This is a genomic window from Ensifer sp. Root31 (assembly GCF_001424825.1).
Taxonomy (GTDB): Bacteria; Pseudomonadota; Alphaproteobacteria; order Rhizobiales; family Rhizobiaceae; genus Ensifer; species Ensifer canadensis.
This window is the reverse complement of record NZ_LMCO01000042.1, coordinates 23,711-40,307: the sequence shown is the minus strand read 5'-3', so window position 1 is coordinate 40,307 and position 16,597 is coordinate 23,711. Positions and strand designations below refer to the sequence as shown.

The following is a 16,597-nucleotide window of genomic DNA, read 5'->3' as shown; positions in this document are numbered from 1 at the left end:
TCGCAGAGCACACCCGACGCTGGCGATTGGATCGCGGCCCGCTGCTTTGCGTGGGCGGGCATCACGCCCAGGGCCAAAAACAAGGCCAGAGAAATCGATAGGTACGGTTTGTTCATAGTTGGACCTCGCTTAGGGGTGATTCTTCTTCAAAGAATAAAAGACAAACGGACGAAAACATGTTTGCGTGCCGATTGGGTGGAAATGGGAAGGGCGGGTCCGGAGGCCGCATGCGGGAACGGAGCGCAGCGAGTGCCGAACGGGTGAGGATGCTGGCGAAGCCGCGGCCGTGACCACGTGCCATAGCAGTATCCTCGCCAGATCATCACGTGATGGCCGACACCTTGCTTGGGCAACCTCCCTTACTTGCCATCGTCGCTAGGCACCGAACAAGCAGCGGGAGCTGAACGGGAATTCGCAACCTAGGCGGCATGGGATCGCCGCCCCGCGATCGGTATGACGAATGGAACGTCCTGTCCCTCAGCGACAACCTCCACATCAACTCCGTAGACCGAGCCTAGTCTCGACGCGGTCAGGACAGCCGCTGGCTCTCCGGAAGCGGCAACCCTGCCCTTCTGAAGCAGAAGCAGCCGGTCGGTGGTCCGAGCCGCGAGATTGAGATCATGAACCGCCATGAGGATGAGTGCGCCCGATCGGCAAACATAGTCCCGCAACAGAGCAAGGACCGTCAATTGATGGCGCAGATCCAGTGCGCAGGTCGCTTCGTCGAGGATAAGCAGCCGCGGCTGGCGCATGAGCCGCTGCCCGAGCAGGACCAACTGCTGTTGACCGCCCGACAGCGTGTTGATCCGGCGATTGGCAAGATGCTCCAGTCCCAGCTCGCAAAGCATCGTCAAGGCTCTCGTGATCTCAGGTTCGCCTATTCGCCATCCCAACTGCTCATGGCGGGCGAGCAGAAGGGTTTGCAGCACAGAGAGATCTGCGTTTACAGAGCAATGTTGCGGCATGAAGCCGACAGTTCTGCAGTCGATTGGGCCGCTCTCCCATAGGATCGTGCCCGAATGCGCAACACTCCCGGCAATGGCGCCGAGCAAGGTGGATTTGCCAGCACCGTTCGGGCCAACCACGGCGACGATCTGGCCAGGCGCGAGCGTCAGCGAGCAGCAGTCAATCGTGCGGGTTCGCCCGTGGTCTACGCAAACGTTCGTCAAAGTCAGACCCTCGGTCACTGTTGCTCTCCTTTGCCACGCCGCGCAATGACGACAAACAACATGGGAACGCCAGCAACAGCCGTGATTATGCCAACGGGGATGACGGCGGCCGGCGACAGCAGCTTTCCGAAAACCGATGCACCGATCAGAATGATCCCGCCGACCGTTGCACTCATTGGCAGCGCAAAGCGGTGATCCTCGCCAACGGCCGCGCGCGCCACGTGTGGCGCGATCAGGCCGACGAAACCGATCGTCCCCACGAAACAGACGGCCGCGGCCGTCAAAAGCGAGACGAGTACGAAGCTGCGTCTGCGCAGCGCATCAACCGACAAGCCCATGCTGGCGGCATTAACGTCACCCAATCTCAGTAGCGTCAGCTTCCAGCTGTCGCGTATGACGAAGGGAGGACATGCGGTCAGGATCGCCGCGGTGACGGCAACAGTGGTCCAGCTTGCTTTTAGCAGGCTGCCGAACAGCCAGAAGACGATCTGTTGGAGAACTTCGGGTGCGGCCATGAATTGCAGCAGGGATTGCATGGACTGAAAAAGAAACAGGACCGCGATGCCGGCCAGCACGAGAATTTCGGGGGTCGTTCCCCGCAGGGCCGCAACGCAGTAGACGAGGCCGCATGCAAGGAGCGTCATGACGAAGGCTGATGTCGGAACCAGAATGAAACCCGGCACAGGCAGGAACCCACCAAACATGATTGACAGCGCTGCACCGAACCCTGCGGCAGCGGAAAATCCGAGCGTGAACGGGCTTGCCAAAGGATTGGAAAGTATCGTCTGCATCTGCAATCCGGCAACCCCGAGGCAGACGCCGACGAGCACGCCCATAGCCGTCTGGGGCATGCGCAACTGCCACAAGATAGTCGCCGCCATTCGATCTGCGCCATGAGGGCCAGCCCAAAGCGTCGCCCAGACATTGGCAAGTGCCATGCCCGACGGCCCCTTTGCCAGGTCAACCAGTACCAGAAATGCAAGCGCCAGCATCGCGGCTGCAAGTGCGGCAAGACGAAGGGAAACGTCGCGGCGATAGTGCGAGCGAAAGATATCGAGTTTAAGGGCCGCTTCGCTCATTGGCCGTCGGCCCGATAGGGGAGCACAAAAACGCCCTCTGCATTTATCGGCATCCAGGTGTCGTAGTAGCGTTTAATCTCGAGTGCCGGGTCTACGTCGCTGAAAGCATCCGGGTAGAGCTGCTTGGCTATATATTGCGCGTAGACATAGTCAGACAAAGTTCGCGCACCGCCGTGGTAGATCGCATGCAAGGCGGAGTTTCTAACCGCCGGCAACCCGTCCCAACCCGGTCGGGCGATATAGGCCTTCATGCGGTCGCGTGCGATTTCCTTAGAGGCGCCGAACCCGACCGTGACCGCCTCTGGCTTGTCCAACCATTCAGAGCCGGCGAGAAAGATGATATCGGGTTCCTGTGCAAGAACGTATTCCGGGCTGAGCGGCCCCCAGTTTTCCAACTGCCCCTTGGCGATATTGGTCCCGCCAAGTCTGTCGATGAGTGATCCCCACATACCCTTGCCATAGCTGTTTCCGACTTCCGACGGGCCTTTTTGAGCCAACTCGACATAGACCTTCTTGTTCGTCGGTTTCGCTTTGGCGATGCGCCTGTCGATATCCTGCATTGCTGCCTCATATTGCGAAGGAAGCCTTTGCGAACGGTCACGCGATCCCATGACCGCCCCCAGAACAAGTGTCGACTGGACATGTTTTTCGACCGTCTGGGCGTTATAGTCGAGCACGACCACAGGAATGCCGGCCGTCTCCATCTGTTTGACGGCCTCGCCAAGCGCGTCGAACGACCAGGCGGATAAAATGACGAGATCCGGTTTCACCGACAGCACCTTCTCAATTGAAAACGTGCCGTTTTCCGTATCGCCGACATCCGGCAGTGCTGCAAGGGAGGGAATTGCGTCGAGATAGGCCACAAACTGGTTTGGCCGCCAGTCCTTCCAGGTGGAAAGTGACAACGCGACCACCTTGTCCATGGCGCCTGGACCAACGACTGCGATGAAATCCTCGTAATAGAAGTTCAAGACGACCCGTTGCGCGGGAGCAGCCAACGTGACGTGACGGCCCTTGACGTCGGTGACATTGATTTCCGCGCGGCCCTGTCCGGCAAAGACCAGGACAAAAGTGGTGACGATAAGTGCAAGTGTCTTTTTCATGGGAATGATCCATTTCCAGTATCTTGTGTGAAGTCCGGTTCAGGCTCGACGTTTGCGGACCTCGCCCCGTCCCCCTGCGGCCATCGCTTGCAGCCTATCTGTGTCCAGCACCCTCACGATTTCCGGGTGTGAGAAATCGATGACCTTGTCCCGCTTGAGCTGGTTTAGGCATCGGCTGACTGTTTCAATCGTCAAGCCGAGCCAGTCGCCGAGATCGGCGCGGGTCAAATGCAGATTGAACGTCGGTGCACCGCGTTGAGGGTTGCGCGATGCGCGCTTGAACTGTTGGGCAAGATCAAACACGGCCGAGCTCACGCGCTCCATCGCTGTCTTGCGTCCAAGCAGGGTTGCAAGGCTGTGAGCCCGGTTCAGCATCTGCACCAGAGCCTGGTCGAGAATGCCTTGGTCGACCGTTCGACCAAGGCTTTCGACTTGACTGAACGTCAGGGCCTGGGCGCCGCAATGGTTGTCTTCGTGAAAGACGAGACCGAACAAGCGACCGGGACCAATGATGTCGAGGATCTGTCGGCGACCGTCTCTGAGTGAATGTATGAGCGCGACACAACCATCCACCAGTCGATAGATGGGGACAGCGGTCTCATCCTGGTCGTAAATCGTCGTTCGGGGTGAAAACAGCCGGCGACGGCCGACAAATGATGGAGAAAACGGCAAGCCTGCGAAATTCGGCGGCAGCGCTTGCGCTGCCTCCACAGGCATCGAGATGTTAAGCATGGATTTTTTCCGGCGTTCGGCCGCGGGCTTGCTCGTGCAAGTGCGATGCAGCCGCCAAGATTGCTATCCGCCGGCGCAAGGCGCGGCGGTACGATCAACCCATGAGGTTGGCGGGAGGCGCTCGCGGCGACGCGTTGGCTGTTCGCACGGGTCGCCGGTCTGTGTTCGGGCGTTCGGAAAAACCGTGCTCTCGAATTGAACCTAGCGGCACCCCGACCGTGTCTGCCGGCGACGGAAGCAGCAGCAAGGCACTGAGGCGGCACGCTTCGCAGGCTCCCGATGCGCCATACCCCTCTTCACCGTCATGGACGCCGGCTAGGCATAAGTCCGGCGCCGTGCCATCTGGAAGAACAAACGCGGAAACGTCAAAGCCAACAGCTACGAACGCGGCAGCCGGAGCCCTATGGGCAAATGATATGGACAACAGGGCAATCGCGCAGAGCAAGCGCAGATAGGTCGCCCATTTTCCATAAGCCCGTGACAAATGAAATCTCCCGATTTGACACTCTATTGATACCCTGTTGCTGGCGAGCGACCTTGCTCCAGATCAAGGTTCAGCGACATTCCCGCACGCCTTGCCTCGGCAATGGTCGTAGTTCGTCGAAACCGCCCCCGAAAAACAACCCGTGATTGCGCACATTAAAATCCGAGGGCGCCGCAGTGAGCGACGAAACATCCAAGTGGCACCGATCGGTGCGGTCAGGCGACCAGGGCATCAGCCTGCCTTGCCGTGAAATCGTGGCGACAGTCGACAACCTGTCATTGTTTTGATTTAATCTGACTTCCTCAGCCGGAGGATTGCAACACGATGAATGGTTGGAACAAGGACGGGCGCGGCAGCGTCAGAGTATCACCGGTCGTCGGCTGGAAGGCCGCAACGCTGATCAACAATGAAGCCGACGTCTTCCTTAGGCTCGAGTTCAGCGTCAATCCTGATAACACCGACGTATCAGCACTCCAATTTGCACTGACTGAGCATCAGGCTCGCGAAATCAGTACCAAACTGAGAGCACTTGCAGACACGATATCGTCTTACGCCCTCCAGCCCACTTGATGGCCGATCGTGTTCGGCTCGCTCGATCTGAGCGAACGACGAATGCCCCGATGAAATGGCTGACCTGCACCGTTACTTGTTGCTGGCGATCATCGATCAGCAAAGCGGATTAGCGCGTACGTCGAGGAAATCTCACCGGTTATATCACGAACGAACTTTCTTTCTGGCTTCTGGATACCTTCGCGAACACCTACTATCCCCCATGAGCTTCCGAACACGAACGGAGTCAATTCGGGGTGGAAAGTTCCAGTGGAACTGAGAGACAAGACCGGCCAATCCCGGATGGGCGATCTCAATCGTTTGGAGGCATACCTCGCCAACAGCTCAGTCAAATCGCTGCTCTTACACGAACATCATAACGACCATGTAGCCCACAATAACGAGCACTAAGCCACCGACCAGCATTGGCACTAGTGTACTTCCCGACTGACGATCGTTCATGTTGCTATTCCGCCTATTGTTGGTTTCGTTTCTTGGCTAACTGACTTTAACGGGCCCAGCCGAGCGGCTTCTGCGGGAGGACGAGGATGGTCGACGAACGCAGCTAGCCTCCCAAGGTCGAAGGTCGCCTGAGGTCAAGGGACTCCTCGCTGACAATGCAGTTGTCGGCGTCGACAATGCCCCGCCAGACCGAGTTGCCGTTGCGCACAGTCAGGCGCTTGCGGCCTTCGTCGCTGTCGACGCCGCGCTCTACTATGCTGGTCACGAGGCCAAGACGCATTCGGCGCCGAAGTTCACTCGCCTCTATCGAAAGCCGCACAGCCAGGAATGCCGGGTCCAGAACATAATCTCCGGTCTGGTCAAGCTCGAGCCTCATCTGGTCCCTCATCGAATGTACGCGCCGGTATGCCGCAAAAAGATATATTGACGATATATGTTTTGATCCACATAGTGAAGCGTATTCTCATCACACACCCAATCGTCGTTGAACGACAAAGGGCCGCATCGGCCTGACTGAGGGCTGGATCCAGGCATGAGCAAAGGCGCAAATGGCAAACCAACCATCGTTATCGACGGCAGGGTGCTACCCGAGCAGTTAGACGAGCAGATGATCCACGACGTGGTTCACGGCTTCTACGACGAGATCCGCAGGGATGCCCTGCTCGGGCCGGTGTTCAACAGCGCCATCGCGCGGCATGACTGGCCACAGCATCTGACGAAAATGTGCGACTTCTGGTCGTCTTTGATGCTTCGCAGCGGCCGCTATGACGGCCGACCGCTGCCGCCGCATCTGGCGCTTCCTGGTCTTGGCGAACAGCATTTCCGCCAATGGCTGGGTTTGTTTCGCGCTACAGTCCAAAAACTCTGCCCGCCGGAGATTGCGGCGCTGTTCATGGAACGGGCATTGCGCATTGCGCATTCCTTCCGCCTTGCACTGGCCTACAATCGTGGTGAAAACACGTTGTCCGTCGAGCCGATCACGGCCGACAGCCTATGACCTTCCGGGGGCAGTCGGCAGGATCGGCATGCGCAAAGGTTGGAGCGAAATGAGGCTGACGAACTTTTCCGACTACACGCTGCGCATGCTGATGTTCGCGGCGTCCGCTGGGGACCGGCTGTTTACGATCGAGGAGACGGCGCGCGCCTTCGGCGTGTCGAAGGCGCATCTCAACAAGGTGGCCAACACGCTGACCCGCGCCGGGTACCTGACGGCGGTTCGCGGCAGATCAGGTGGGCTGACGCTCGGACGTCGTCCGGAAGACATCCGCATAGGTGACGTGATCCGGTTGACCGAGCCGGACTTCGCCCTGGTCGAATGCTTTGCCACCGGCAACCAGTGCACGATCACGCGTTGCTGCAAGCTGTCCGGCATGCTGCGCGACGCGCTGTCGTCGTTCCAGAACACGCTCGACCGTTACACGCTTGCCGACATCGCACTGACGCGCCAGGATTTCCTGATTGATACGCCCCGCACCTAGCGACTGCCCCGGCGCGGGAACGACCGCGCTTGGCTCCGAATAGGCATATCGCAAAAATTGCACGCAACTGCAGGTCAAATTCACTTGCCTGGGAGCCGGAATGGCGGACAATCCTAAAGGAGTTGCCTGTTGGGTAGGTAAGCCCAGCGTCGCAGTGGACGATACCGGCAGCTGACCTTCGACGGAGGAGAAGATGGCCGCTAACCATTCAGGCCCGAGCGGACCTGACCTCGCCCTCGGCATTGCGCTCGCCGATCTTCCCGATGGCGGCAAGCTGGTCGGTCATCGCGATGGCGAGCCGGTGCTTCTGTTGCGCCGCGGATCCGAGATATTCGCGATAGCCGCCAGCTGCTCGCATTACGGTGGGCCGCTCGTCGATGGCCTCATCGCCGACGACACCGTCCGCTGCCCCTGGCATCACGCCTGCTTTCATCTGCGCACCGGAGAAGCCCTGCGTGCTCCGGCGTTATCGCCGCTCGCATGCTGGTCGGTTGAACAGCGCGGCGACAAAATATTCGTTGGCGAGAAGCGCAAGAAGCAGACGCCTGCCCCACGCGAAGGTGATGCCGGGGCGGCTCCCGAAAAGATCGTCATCGTCGGTGGTGGCGCCGCCGGCTTTGCCGCCGCCGAGAGGCTGCGGCGCGAACAATTTCAGGGCGCCATCGTCATGATCAGCGATGACGAGGCGCTGCCCGTCGACCGCCCTAACCTTTCGAAGGACTATCTCGCCGGTAAGGCGCCGGAGGACTGGATCCCGCTGCGCAAGGAGGGCTTTTACGCCAAGAACGGCATCGACTTACGCCTCGGAACCAGGGTTGCCGGCATCGATGTCCGCGCCAGCGAAATCTTGCTCGCCGATGGGGCTCGGGTCGCCTTCGACAGACTGTTGCTGGCAACGGGCGCCGAACCGGTTCGCCCGACCATCCCCGGCGCCGACCAGTCTCATGTCCACACGCTGCGCTCGCTTGCCGACAGTCGGAAGATCATCGCGCAAACCGGCATTGCACGCAGCGCCGTCGTCCTGGGCGCCAGCTTCATCGGCCTCGAAGTTGCCGCCGCTCTTCGGACCCGCGGCGTCCAAGTGCATGTGGTGGCGCCCGACGAACGGCCGATGGAACGGATATTGGGGCCGCAGATCGGCGATTTCATCCGCGCCCTGCATGAGGAAAATGGCGTCATCTTCCACCTTGGGGATACCGTGACGAGCATCGGTGCAACGGAGATCCATCTGAGCAGCGGCGGCATCCTGGCTGCAGACATGGTCGTTGCCGGCATCGGCGTGCGGCCGCGGGTCGGTCTCGCCGAAGCGGCCGGGCTCGCCACCGATCGGGGCGTGCTGGTCAATGCCTATCTTGAGACCAGCGTACCGGGCATATATGCGGCCGGCGATATTGCCCGGTGGCCCGATCCCCACAGCGGCGAGAACATCAGGGTGGAGCACTGGGTGGTCGCGCAGCGGCAAGGTGCTGCGGCCGCACTCAACATGCTCGGACGCCGGAAGACGTTCACGGATGTGCCGTTCTTTTGGAGCCAGCACTACGACGTCCCGATCAACTATGTCGGCCATGCCGAGGGATGGGACGAGATCGAGGTCGAGCGCGACATTCCCGCTAGGGACTGCCTTCTGCGCTTCAGGCGCGGCGGACGTGTGCTGGCGGTCGCCACGATCTTCCGCGACACCGAGAGCCTCGAGGCAGAACTGGCGATGGAGCGGGGAGAGGCGTAGTCGGGACGAATTATGATCTAAGATACGGCCCTGACTTCCTGGCCGAGGCCAGGTCCGCGCGAAGCTCGTCTTTTCCGATGCGCAGGAAGGCCTCAATGCGGCCCTCACCAGGGTTCTGTACGCGACATGGCAAAGGCACCTGGTGCATTTCATGCGCAATGTGCTTGAGATGCCGTCAACGCGGCCGCCCCTATCCTCACTGCCTTCTGCTACCGCCTTCGCAGGAGACGCCGCAAGCCGCGAGCACACAATGGTGCAACCCGGATCCGTTGGCGCCCCATCACATAAACTGATACTTGATCAAGATACCGCCAGACACCTGGTGTCGTGCTTTATTCGCTTGGTTCTTTGGGGCTTCCAGTTTCTGATTCGAGCGATTCAAGGTGGGTGCGGCAGGCTTTTTCGACGAGAGCGATGAGTGCCTCGGTCCGGCTCAGGAGCCACAACAGGGCTTCTTCGGTTACTTCAAAGTGCCGGGAATAACGCGCTTTTACATAGGCTTCGTTGACAATGTTAAACCAAGCAGCGAAGCGTTGCTGATCGCGCGGCCAGATCTCCGCCAGCTCGCGATGCTGCTCTTCGGCGCGACCACGCAGGAAGTTTAGGTTATGGGAGGCTGGGCTGTGGTTGGTCAGTACCAGAAGAAGCGTGGCGTAGGATTGTTCGATCGACTGGTGCAGGAGGAAGGCAGCTTCCTTGAGATCCCCTTCCGACACGCAAAAGCGGGCCGTCTTAGAAAACACCCTTGCATGCGGCAGACGGTCTTCGAAGTACTGCGTCGCGATCCGCAAGGCATCGACTTTCGAAAGCGGTTTCGGCACAGCAAGTGGTTCGTCATCTAGTTCGTAGAGCACGATCCCGTCGTTTCGAATATCGACAAAGAAATAGCGGCCGTCATAAAGCGCGGTATTCACTTCACGGCGCGAGTGGACAATCAAACTCGTGGGTGTTTCAATTCCGGAGTGACGCAGCAAGCGGTCCTGTGCCTTCGACCAATAGCGCGCGAAGTCAGTCAGCTTGCTGTTGTTCACAACGACAAGGATATCGTAGTCCGAGCGATAGCCTTTCGTGGTATGCGGCTCATCCACCCAGTTTCCGCGCGCGTAGGAGCCGAACAGAATTACCTTCAGTATTCGACCACGTTTTTTGAAGTCGGCAGTACCGTCCTTTAGCGCATCTTCGAACTCCTCGTGCAACACTTCGACAACGCGCGCGAGCTCACGCTGCTTACGCTCAGGGAGATGAGCAATACTCGACTTCATCGGCGCGTGACCATGTTGTGGGCCCTGCATTCGTCAACTTGTGGCATATGATTCGCGGCAATGTAGACCGATGCTAGGGCAGTGAGAACCCTCTTATGACCGTGGTCAAGGGTGATGCGCGAACTTATGCGCCCCATGTCTTTGACACCGATTTGTTACCGTTGATGGACAGCGCGACGGGATGGGCCTTCAGACGACGGTTGATCCAGCTCTTATACCGTGGGTTGAGAACCGCACCTCCTGTCCGCAGCCGTCAGGCGCCGGTGAGGGCCGCACAACCGTGTCTGCGCTTTCCAGGCGATCTCCCGCACCGCCTTCGGCAGACCCTAAGCCGGACGCGAATGGTTTCCGTCACCCTGGCGAGATGGCGATAGCTCCAGGCGCCCTCGACCAGGACGCGGCGCGCGCGGCGGTTTCCGGCCAGCGTCAGGCCGCCGCGTTTGACCGTCTCGCCGGTCGACCGTTCCAGGGTACGAGGCCCAGGAAAGCCATCAACTGCCGCGGGTTGTCGAAGCGGCGTACATCGCCGACTTCGCTGGCGAAGGTGACGGCAACAAGGAAGGAGACGCCGCGAAGCGCCTGATAGGCCCCCACCACCGGTGCCATCGACGGAAAGGCCGAGTAACGGTGAAACGGCTCCAAGATCGAGCGCCGCTCTACCGCTGCCGGACCTCAGGATGATACAAGCGAGCAGAGTGATAGTGCCGGAGACCAATGCGCGCAGATCCTGAAGCGCGATGCGCCTTGGCCAGAGCCACGATTCGGCGTTGCCGCCGCCAATGAACTTCGACGAGCGGCGTAACTCCCTCGAACAGATCGATCCGCATTCCCCTAGCGGTCGAGGCAAGCGGCAACCCGATCGAGACAAGTGCCACCAGTAACCAGCTCGCCGCTTCCTCTGCCCCGGTAAAACCGCGTGCCGCCACATATCGGAGGACAACCGGGAGGGTGGTGGTGACGAGCAGGAGCGCAAGCAGAAACGCTCCGGCAAGCTCTAGCATTCGCTCCAGTCGCAGCGATAACGCCTGCGCCGCGTTAGCGAACATCGGGCTGCCACCAGCGATGAAAGTGGTGGACTGGTCCCCGTCCCTGCCCGACTTTGAAATCGCCGGCGGCAACGATGGCGCCGTGTAGATAGTCCTTGGCGGCAATGACGGCGTCTGCGAGTGACATTCCACCTGCAAGCCCGGCAGCGATCGCCGCCGACAGCGTGCATCCCGTGCCGTGATCATTCGTCGTCTCGATGCGCGGCGCCGTCAGCCGAACGGGGTCTCCTCCGTCGAAGAAGATATCCGTCGCTTCAGGGCCATGCCCATGCCCACCCTTGATCAGCACCGAACGCGCGCCGGCCTTCAGAATGATCTGCGCCTGATGGGCCATCTCTGCCTCATCTGTCGCGATCGCGCGCCCGGTCAGCAATGCCGCCTCCGGCAGGTTGGGCGTGGCGATCAGCGCCAGAGGCAGCAGTTGGTCGCTCAACGCAGCAATTGCATCTGGGCGTAGCAGCGCGTCGCCAGATGTGGCGACCATCACAGGGTCCAGCACGGCCATCTTGCCGTATCGGCGGAGTCCGTCAGCTATGATCGCGATCGTCTCGCCGCGGGACACCATGCCGATCTTCACAGAGCCAACAGCAAGGTCCGAAAACACCGCATCGATCTGCGCTTTGACAATTGCCGGCGAGATATCCTCGACCGCCGTTACCCCCCTGGTGTTCTGCGCCGTGATCGCAGTGATGACGCTTGCGCCATAGGCACCGAGAGCCGAAAACGTCTTCAGATCTGCCTGGATACCCGCGCCGCCGCCGGAATCCGAGCCCGCAATCGTGACTGCAATGGCGGTCATCGCGAAGCCTCCCTCAGAGCCTTATCGATACAGGCGCGCAATTCGCGCGTGGCCGCTGCCGGATCTGAAGCGGCGAAGATGGTGGAGATGACCGCGACACCGCCCGCTCCCGCGGCAACGACGTCCGCGGCGCGCTGCGCATTGATACCTGCAATGGCTCCGACAGGCAGTTCCGGCTTGGCCGCCAGAAGCGTCGCACGAAGCGTAGCGAACCCTTCGACGCCGACTGGCGGGTCGGGGTTGTGCTTCGACAGCGTTTCATAGACCCCGCCGATGCACACATAGTCAATCGGCGCGGCAATCGCGGCTTGTGCGTCCGCTTCGTTCTTGACCGTCAAACCGATGATCGCGGTATCGCGCATAATCGAACGGGCCGTGGCTGCATCCATGTCGTCCCGACCGAGATGGACGCCATCAGCGCCCGATGCGAGCGCTACATCGACGCGGTCATTGACGACGAAGGGCACTCCGCTGCCTGAAAGAGCAGCGCCGATCGCCCGTGCCTGTTCGATCATTTCCCGTGTCGAACTTGTCTTGTCGCGATACTGGATCAGCGTCGCACCATTGAGCGCTGCGATGCGCGCCAGATCAGCCAAATGCGCCTTGTCCCCAAGGCGCGCATCGACGAGGGCGTTGAGGCGGTAGTCAACCATCGGCATGGGAAATCCTGGCATTGACAATGATATCCTCTGCGCGCAGCGCTGCGAGCGCATCACGGAAGAGCGCTTCGAAGGTACCCGGCCCACTCGAACGCTCCGCAGCGATTTCGGCGGCGATGCCGCTTGTCAAAAGCGCGCCCGTGGCGGCCTTCAGGCGATCCGGCTCGACGGCCATGAAGGCCGCGATCAAGGCGCCCGAGAGGCACCCGGTACCCGTGACCTGCGCCATGAGGGGGTGGCCGTTCTCAACCCGGATCGTATGTAGATCCAGTGTGAGTTCATCGACTGCCCCGGTCTTGATCTTCAGCGCGCCATTGACCTCCCCGAAAAAGTCCATCTCGCTGGCATTGCCGCGAACAACGGAAGGTTCGGACGCGATGAGTTCTCGGGCGAAGGCGAGCCGCGACGGCGGATAGTCGCAGTGCACCGGATCGACGATCCACGGCTTGTCGGCATCGCGCGCAACCGCCGCTGCCAAACGGATCGCCCTCCGACGCTCTTCATCAAGCGTACCGAGATTGACGACGAGCGCATCGGCGCGGCGGGCAAAAGCCTCGACCTCCTCCGGTGTCGATGTCATCGAGGGGATCGCACCCAGCGCTGCTAACCCATCGGCTACAAACTTCTGCACCACCGTGTTCATCAGGCAATGCACCCGCGGGCGCTGCTCCCGCACAAGCGCCAGCGATGCGGCAGCACTTTCGACGAAGTCCGATGTACCCGTCATCGGATTTCCACCGCGATATCGTCGACATCAGGTGCCTTGCCGATCAACCCGCTTTCGGAGAGAAAAGCGCCAAACCGCTCGTAGCGGCCACGGTCGAGCGCCGCTGGCCTTTTGGCGAAACGCGGCAGCGTGTCCGTGAATGCGCTGCGGTTGAGTTCGTCGTCGAGGTTCGGATATGCCTTGACGAACAGCTTCCAAGCTTCGTCCGGATGATTGGTGAGAAAAATCGCACCCTGCTCCACCGCGGCCAGGAATGGCCGCAAGCGCTTGTCGGCAACCTTTGCCTTGTCGGAAACGAAGACGAGCTCGTCATAAACAGGCACGCCATGCTCTTCCGGGAAGAAGGACCTGCCCTCATGCCCCTCGAGCCGCATCTGCGTAAGCTCGAAATTCCTGAAGCCGCCGATCGTTGCATCGACCTTGCCTGCGATCAGCGACGGAGACAGGGCGAAGTTGACGTTGACGAGTTCGACGTCTTCCTTCTTGAGACCGGCCGAGGCAAGCATTCGGCCGAGCATCGCATCCTCGAAACCGGAAACGGAAAAGCCGATCTTCTTGCCCTTCAGATCGGCAAGGCTGCGGATCGGACCGTCGTCAAGGACAGTGACGGTGTTGAGCGGAGTCTCGACCAGGGTGCCAATGCGAACCAGAGGCAGGCCTGCAGCATGGTCAAGGTACAGGTTCGGCTGATAGTGCACGCCAATATCAGCCTGCCCCACAGCGACGAGACGCGGAACGCTTGAAGGGTCTGCCGGTGGCACGAGCTCGACATCGAGCCCCGCCTTCTCGAACAGACCGAGTTCGTTGGCGACGACGATTGGAGCATGGTCGGGATTGACGAACCACTCCAGCATCACTGTCAGTTTTTCGGCGGCCGTTGCCGAACCGGCTGAAAAAACGACGCCGAGTGCGAGGCTGGCGGAAAGCAGAGATTTGCAGATCATAATATTATGAACTCTCCCAATTGATCTCAGAAATTCAGGTTTCCCGCGCCCAGTGCGCGAGGGGACGGGTTGCCTCATCGACGAGCAACCTGAGGCCGACGGCAAGCACAGCGAGAATGGCCATCGCAGCGAAGACGACATCGGTCTGCATGCGGGCATTTGCCTGGACGATAACGAAGCCGAGTCCGGCCGAGGCGCCGACCCATTCGCCAACGACGGCGCCGAGCGGTGCCAAGGGGGCAGCAACGCGAAGGCCGGTCACCAGCCCCGGCAACGCCAGCGGCAGGCGCACGAGCCTTAGCGCCTGCCAGTGACTCGCCTTGGTGAGCGCGACGGCATCGAGGATCTGTGTATCAGTCCGGCGCAAGCCGTCCGAAAATGCAGAAACAATGGGAAAGAAGATAATGATCGCCGCCATCACGATCTTCGAAACCATGCCGAAGCCGAACCACAGCACCAGCAAAGGTGCGATGACGAAAACGGGAAAGGCCTGAAGGACGAGCACAAAAGGCCAGACGAGCTTTCCGAGCCGCGGAAAAGCCGCCAGCCCAATTGCCGTCACTACGCCGAACGCCGTGCCGACCGCGAGACCGGCCAGCATTTCGGCGATGGTCACCAGGCTTTGCTCGAGCACAAATGCCGGCTGCCGCCCAAAAACAGCCAAGACCTCGAGGGGCGTCGGCAGCAGATAGCGCGGCAGCGCGAAAACAAGCACCGCCAGCTGCCAGAGGACAGCAACCACAGCAAGACTGCGGACGAATGTGAATGCGAGGCGCATCGCCGTTCAACCGACGCAGCGACCCGGACGAAATGCAAACCCGCCATCCGGCGGCGACTTGGCGAAAGACAGCATCGATCGATCTCCAGACAAAACATCACGGAGACCCAGGTGAAAGCGAAGACGCGATTAGTTTGCCGAACGCGGCTCTTTTCCCGTTCCTACGCCGGCATGACCCGGATCAGGTTCAAGGGTCCGGCTCGCCGCCATCTCAGCACTGTGAAGTGCTCCCCTCGGAATAAGACAATTTATGTGTCACCCGTGTCACGATGTCAATGAGAAGAGCTTCAACGGGCTGCTGCCGATCTACATTACCGTCACTGACTTTGCCAGATTGCGGGGCTGGTCGACGTCCGTGCCATGAACACGGCGTGTGATAAGCATGCTCGTGAACGAAGTCCATGGCAGACATGGTTGGAATGGGTCGCTTCCGTGCGATCGGCACGCAGCTTCGCATTGACGCGACGCTTAGGAACTTTGTTGCGGCGCTGGAGGTCCATCTCCTTGAAACGTACGCGCGATGCACTCAAGCCGTCATGACGCACCAAGTATTCAACCGGCGAGGACCACAGGTGGCAGAATGTAGTCGATCTAAGCAGCTTTACTCCAGTCGTGCTGAAGTGTGACGAGGCTGCCGTGTTCTTCAACAGGATTCAATAGATCGGCGATGTTGTTGATGATTTCATATTCAGGCCCGAGTTACTGCCTTATGTCGTAGGTAAGGCGGGTGACTTCTTCGGTAAATTTCATATCTTCTGCTTCAGACCACGGGCTTGGTCCTGGGGGTGTTCCACTCGTGCAGTATGATGCCACACAGTCACGCCGTGCAATCGCTTTAGGGTCTCATTCGACAACGGCAGTTTGTCTTCAACAGGCCCGGCGTCAAAACGTTGCAGAGCAGCCTCGTTCCGCACCAAAGAACTCCGCTGCGATTTTCAACCTGCGATCTTCAACCTTCCGTTCCGCACCTTTCGATGAAGGAGCATATTTCGCGGCCTATCGGTCAGCAAGGAAAGTATGGCGTTCGTCTCACTCACGATTGATCTGCAGAGTAAGCATTCGGTTAGGGCCGCAGGTTCGGGCTTTTTTTGCGTGAACGACGTTTCCACTTGGCGGCTAGCGCATCGACGTTGTTGCGAAGGTTGGCAGCATCGATTGCGGTGGGATCGTTGCCCCACCATTCGACAAGCTCATCGTGACGCTCGTGGTTTTTGTTGGCAAGCGCTTCGCGGAATTCCTCATATCCCCACGGACCGCCGACATCCTCCGACGGCATCGAGGAGGAATGGATCGTTGAGGTCGGCGATAACTGGAAAGGTCGTTGTCGAGCTTTCGACACACGCGGAGGTGAGTGGCCAACTTCATGCCGCTAAACCGCGAGCCGCACGACACAGAAGTTACAGAAAAGTGGAAATTCCACTTCTAAATGAACTTCACATTTCGCCTGGCTACAATTAAATTAGAAATTGTACCGATTTGGGATCCTAACCGGAATCTGCAATCGCGCTATTATTACCACCCATTTACTCATGGATTGCCAGCATGAATTATAACGCATTCGATGGTATTGAAGCCCCTGTTTTCGTTAGCCACAATCCTG

General features: G+C 59.6%; 17 protein-coding genes, 2 pseudogenes and 1 riboswitch. Of the genes and pseudogenes, 5 read left to right on the top strand and 14 right to left on the bottom strand.

Annotated features, from left to right (window positions below; all coding sequences use genetic code 11):
• Window positions 1–419: 419 nt before the first annotated feature.
• The 4 genes from ASD00_RS28575 to ASD00_RS28560 are packed head-to-tail and all read right to left on the bottom strand — an operon-like array spanning window position 420 to window position 4,083.
• Window positions 420–1,187, bottom strand: coding sequence for an ABC transporter ATP-binding protein (locus ASD00_RS28575; RefSeq protein ID WP_057210598.1), 768 nt, complete (start codon window positions 1,185–1,187; stop codon window positions 420–422).
• Window positions 1,184–2,248: an iron ABC transporter permease gene (locus ASD00_RS28570; protein ID WP_057210597.1), complete on the bottom strand. Its 1,065-nt coding sequence runs from the start codon at window positions 2,246–2,248 to the stop codon at window positions 1,184–1,186. The genes ASD00_RS28575 and ASD00_RS28570 overlap by 4 nt, the downstream gene beginning before the upstream one ends.
• Window positions 2,245–3,351, bottom strand: a complete 1,107-nt coding sequence (locus tag ASD00_RS28565; protein WP_057210595.1) for an ABC transporter substrate-binding protein — start codon at window positions 3,349–3,351, stop codon at window positions 2,245–2,247. The genes ASD00_RS28570 and ASD00_RS28565 overlap by 4 nt, the downstream gene beginning before the upstream one ends.
• Window positions 3,352–3,390: 39 nt before the next feature.
• Window positions 3,391–4,083, bottom strand: coding sequence for a helix-turn-helix domain-containing protein (locus tag ASD00_RS28560; RefSeq protein ID WP_057210594.1), 693 nt, complete (start codon window positions 4,081–4,083; stop codon window positions 3,391–3,393).
• Between the two features lie 808 nt (window positions 4,084–4,891).
• Between ASD00_RS28560 and ASD00_RS28555 the strand changes: the two genes are divergently transcribed.
• A complete protein-coding gene (locus ASD00_RS28555) occupies window positions 4,892–5,137 on the top strand; it encodes a hypothetical protein (protein ID WP_057210593.1) in 246 nt (81 codons plus the stop codon).
• Between the two features lie 544 nt (window positions 5,138–5,681).
• On the opposite strand, the gene ASD00_RS28550 is transcribed toward ASD00_RS28555, so the two are convergent.
• Window positions 5,682–5,954, bottom strand: a complete 273-nt coding sequence (locus ASD00_RS28550; protein ID WP_057210591.1) for a DUF6522 family protein — start codon at window positions 5,952–5,954, stop codon at window positions 5,682–5,684.
• Between the two features lie 156 nt (window positions 5,955–6,110).
• Between ASD00_RS28550 and ASD00_RS28545 the strand changes: the two genes are divergently transcribed.
• From ASD00_RS28545 to ASD00_RS40480, 4 genes and pseudogenes are all read left to right on the top strand, one after another.
• Window positions 6,111–6,575: a group III truncated hemoglobin gene (locus ASD00_RS28545; RefSeq protein ID WP_057210589.1), complete on the top strand. Its 465-nt coding sequence runs from the start codon at window positions 6,111–6,113 to the stop codon at window positions 6,573–6,575.
• A gap of 49 nt (window positions 6,576–6,624) precedes the next feature.
• Window positions 6,625–7,056, top strand: a complete 432-nt coding sequence (locus tag ASD00_RS28540; protein WP_057210656.1) for an Rrf2 family transcriptional regulator — start codon at window positions 6,625–6,627, stop codon at window positions 7,054–7,056.
• A 193-nt stretch (window positions 7,057–7,249) separates the two neighbouring features.
• Entirely contained in the window at window positions 7,250–8,782 is a 1,533-nt protein-coding gene (locus ASD00_RS28535; RefSeq protein WP_057210587.1) for an FAD-dependent oxidoreductase, read from the top strand.
• A gap of 52 nt (window positions 8,783–8,834) precedes the next feature.
• A pseudogene (locus tag ASD00_RS40480) lies at window positions 8,835–8,948 on the top strand (transposase); the annotation flags it as partial.
• Window positions 8,949–9,114: 166 nt separating this feature from the next.
• On the opposite strand, the gene ASD00_RS28530 reads toward ASD00_RS40480, so the two are convergent.
• The 9 genes and pseudogenes from ASD00_RS28530 to ASD00_RS28490 all read right to left on the bottom strand — a co-directional run bounded on the left by ASD00_RS28530 (window position 9,115) and on the right by ASD00_RS28490 (window position 16,273).
• Window positions 9,115–10,044: a nucleotidyltransferase and HEPN domain-containing protein gene (locus ASD00_RS28530; RefSeq protein WP_057210585.1), complete on the bottom strand. Its 930-nt coding sequence runs from the start codon at window positions 10,042–10,044 to the stop codon at window positions 9,115–9,117.
• 275 nt (window positions 10,045–10,319) lie between these two features.
• A pseudogene (locus ASD00_RS39370) lies at window positions 10,320–10,653 on the bottom strand (transposase); the annotation flags it as partial.
• A 47-nt stretch (window positions 10,654–10,700) separates the two neighbouring features.
• Window positions 10,701–11,090 carry a hypothetical protein gene (locus ASD00_RS28520; protein ID WP_057210581.1) on the bottom strand — a complete coding sequence of 130 codons (390 nt, stop codon included), beginning with the start codon at window positions 11,088–11,090 and terminating at the stop codon, window positions 10,701–10,703.
• On the bottom strand, window positions 11,080–11,889 hold the full coding sequence (gene thiD / locus ASD00_RS28515; RefSeq protein ID WP_057210579.1) for a bifunctional hydroxymethylpyrimidine kinase/phosphomethylpyrimidine kinase: 810 nt from the start codon (window positions 11,887–11,889) through the stop codon (window positions 11,080–11,082). The genes ASD00_RS28520 and thiD overlap by 11 nt, the downstream gene beginning before the upstream one ends.
• On the bottom strand, window positions 11,886–12,548 hold the full coding sequence (gene thiE, locus ASD00_RS28510; RefSeq protein ID WP_057210577.1) for a thiamine phosphate synthase: 663 nt from the start codon (window positions 12,546–12,548) through the stop codon (window positions 11,886–11,888). The genes thiD and thiE overlap by 4 nt, the downstream gene beginning before the upstream one ends.
• On the bottom strand, window positions 12,535–13,275 hold the full coding sequence (locus ASD00_RS28505; RefSeq protein ID WP_057210576.1) for a hydroxyethylthiazole kinase: 741 nt from the start codon (window positions 13,273–13,275) through the stop codon (window positions 12,535–12,537). The genes thiE and ASD00_RS28505 overlap by 14 nt, the downstream gene beginning before the upstream one ends.
• On the bottom strand, window positions 13,272–14,216 hold the full coding sequence (locus tag ASD00_RS28500) for an ABC transporter substrate-binding protein (protein WP_057210654.1): 945 nt from the start codon (window positions 14,214–14,216) through the stop codon (window positions 13,272–13,274). Before ASD00_RS28500 ends, ASD00_RS28505 begins: the two co-directional genes overlap by 4 nt.
• 37 nt (window positions 14,217–14,253) lie before the next feature.
• Window positions 14,254–14,997 carry an ABC transporter permease gene (locus tag ASD00_RS28495; protein WP_057210574.1) on the bottom strand — a complete coding sequence of 248 codons (744 nt, stop codon included), beginning with the start codon at window positions 14,995–14,997 and terminating at the stop codon, window positions 14,254–14,256.
• A gap of 141 nt (window positions 14,998–15,138) precedes the next feature.
• A riboswitch (TPP riboswitch) is annotated at window positions 15,139–15,241 on the bottom strand.
• Window positions 15,242–16,060: 819 nt separating this feature from the next.
• The gene (locus ASD00_RS28490) at window positions 16,061–16,273 is read right to left on the bottom strand and encodes a plasmid pRiA4b ORF-3 family protein (RefSeq protein ID WP_244496157.1); all 213 of its coding nucleotides are present in this window, start codon (window positions 16,271–16,273) and stop codon (window positions 16,061–16,063) included.
• Window positions 16,274–16,597: the final 324 nt, after the last annotated feature.

Bases quoted from the DNA above. Each gene is read 5' to 3' on its own strand.
- ASD00_RS28570 (WP_057210597.1), bottom strand. From the start codon at position 2,248: ATGAGCGAAGCGGCCCTTAAACTCGATATCTTTCGCTCGCACTATCGC.
- ASD00_RS28565 (WP_057210595.1), bottom strand. From the start codon at position 3,351: ATGAAAAAGACACTTGCACTTATCGTCACCACTTTTGTCCTGGTCTTT.
- ASD00_RS28560 (WP_057210594.1), bottom strand. From the start codon at position 4,083: ATGCTTAACATCTCGATGCCTGTGGAGGCAGCGCAAGCGCTGCCGCCG.
- ASD00_RS28555 (WP_057210593.1), top strand. From the start codon at position 4,892: ATGAATGGTTGGAACAAGGACGGGCGCGGCAGCGTCAGAGTATCACCG.
- ASD00_RS28550 (WP_057210591.1), bottom strand. From the start codon at position 5,954: ATGAGGCTCGAGCTTGACCAGACCGGAGATTATGTTCTGGACCCGGCA.
- ASD00_RS28545 (WP_057210589.1), top strand. From the start codon at position 6,111: ATGAGCAAAGGCGCAAATGGCAAACCAACCATCGTTATCGACGGCAGG.
- ASD00_RS28540 (WP_057210656.1), top strand. From the start codon at position 6,625: ATGAGGCTGACGAACTTTTCCGACTACACGCTGCGCATGCTGATGTTC.
- ASD00_RS28535 (WP_057210587.1), top strand. From the start codon at position 7,250: ATGGCCGCTAACCATTCAGGCCCGAGCGGACCTGACCTCGCCCTCGGC.
- ASD00_RS28530 (WP_057210585.1), bottom strand. From the start codon at position 10,044: ATGAAGTCGAGTATTGCTCATCTCCCTGAGCGTAAGCAGCGTGAGCTC.
- ASD00_RS28520 (WP_057210581.1), bottom strand. From the start codon at position 11,090: ATGTTCGCTAACGCGGCGCAGGCGTTATCGCTGCGACTGGAGCGAATG.
- thiD (WP_057210579.1), bottom strand. From the start codon at position 11,889: ATGACCGCCATTGCAGTCACGATTGCGGGCTCGGATTCCGGCGGCGGC.
- thiE (WP_057210577.1), bottom strand. From the start codon at position 12,548: ATGCCGATGGTTGACTACCGCCTCAACGCCCTCGTCGATGCGCGCCTT.
- ASD00_RS28505 (WP_057210576.1), bottom strand. From the start codon at position 13,275: ATGACGGGTACATCGGACTTCGTCGAAAGTGCTGCCGCATCGCTGGCG.
- ASD00_RS28495 (WP_057210574.1), bottom strand. From the start codon at position 14,997: ATGCGCCTCGCATTCACATTCGTCCGCAGTCTTGCTGTGGTTGCTGTC.
- ASD00_RS28490 (WP_244496157.1), bottom strand. From the start codon at position 16,273: ATGCCGTCGGAGGATGTCGGCGGTCCGTGGGGATATGAGGAATTCCGC.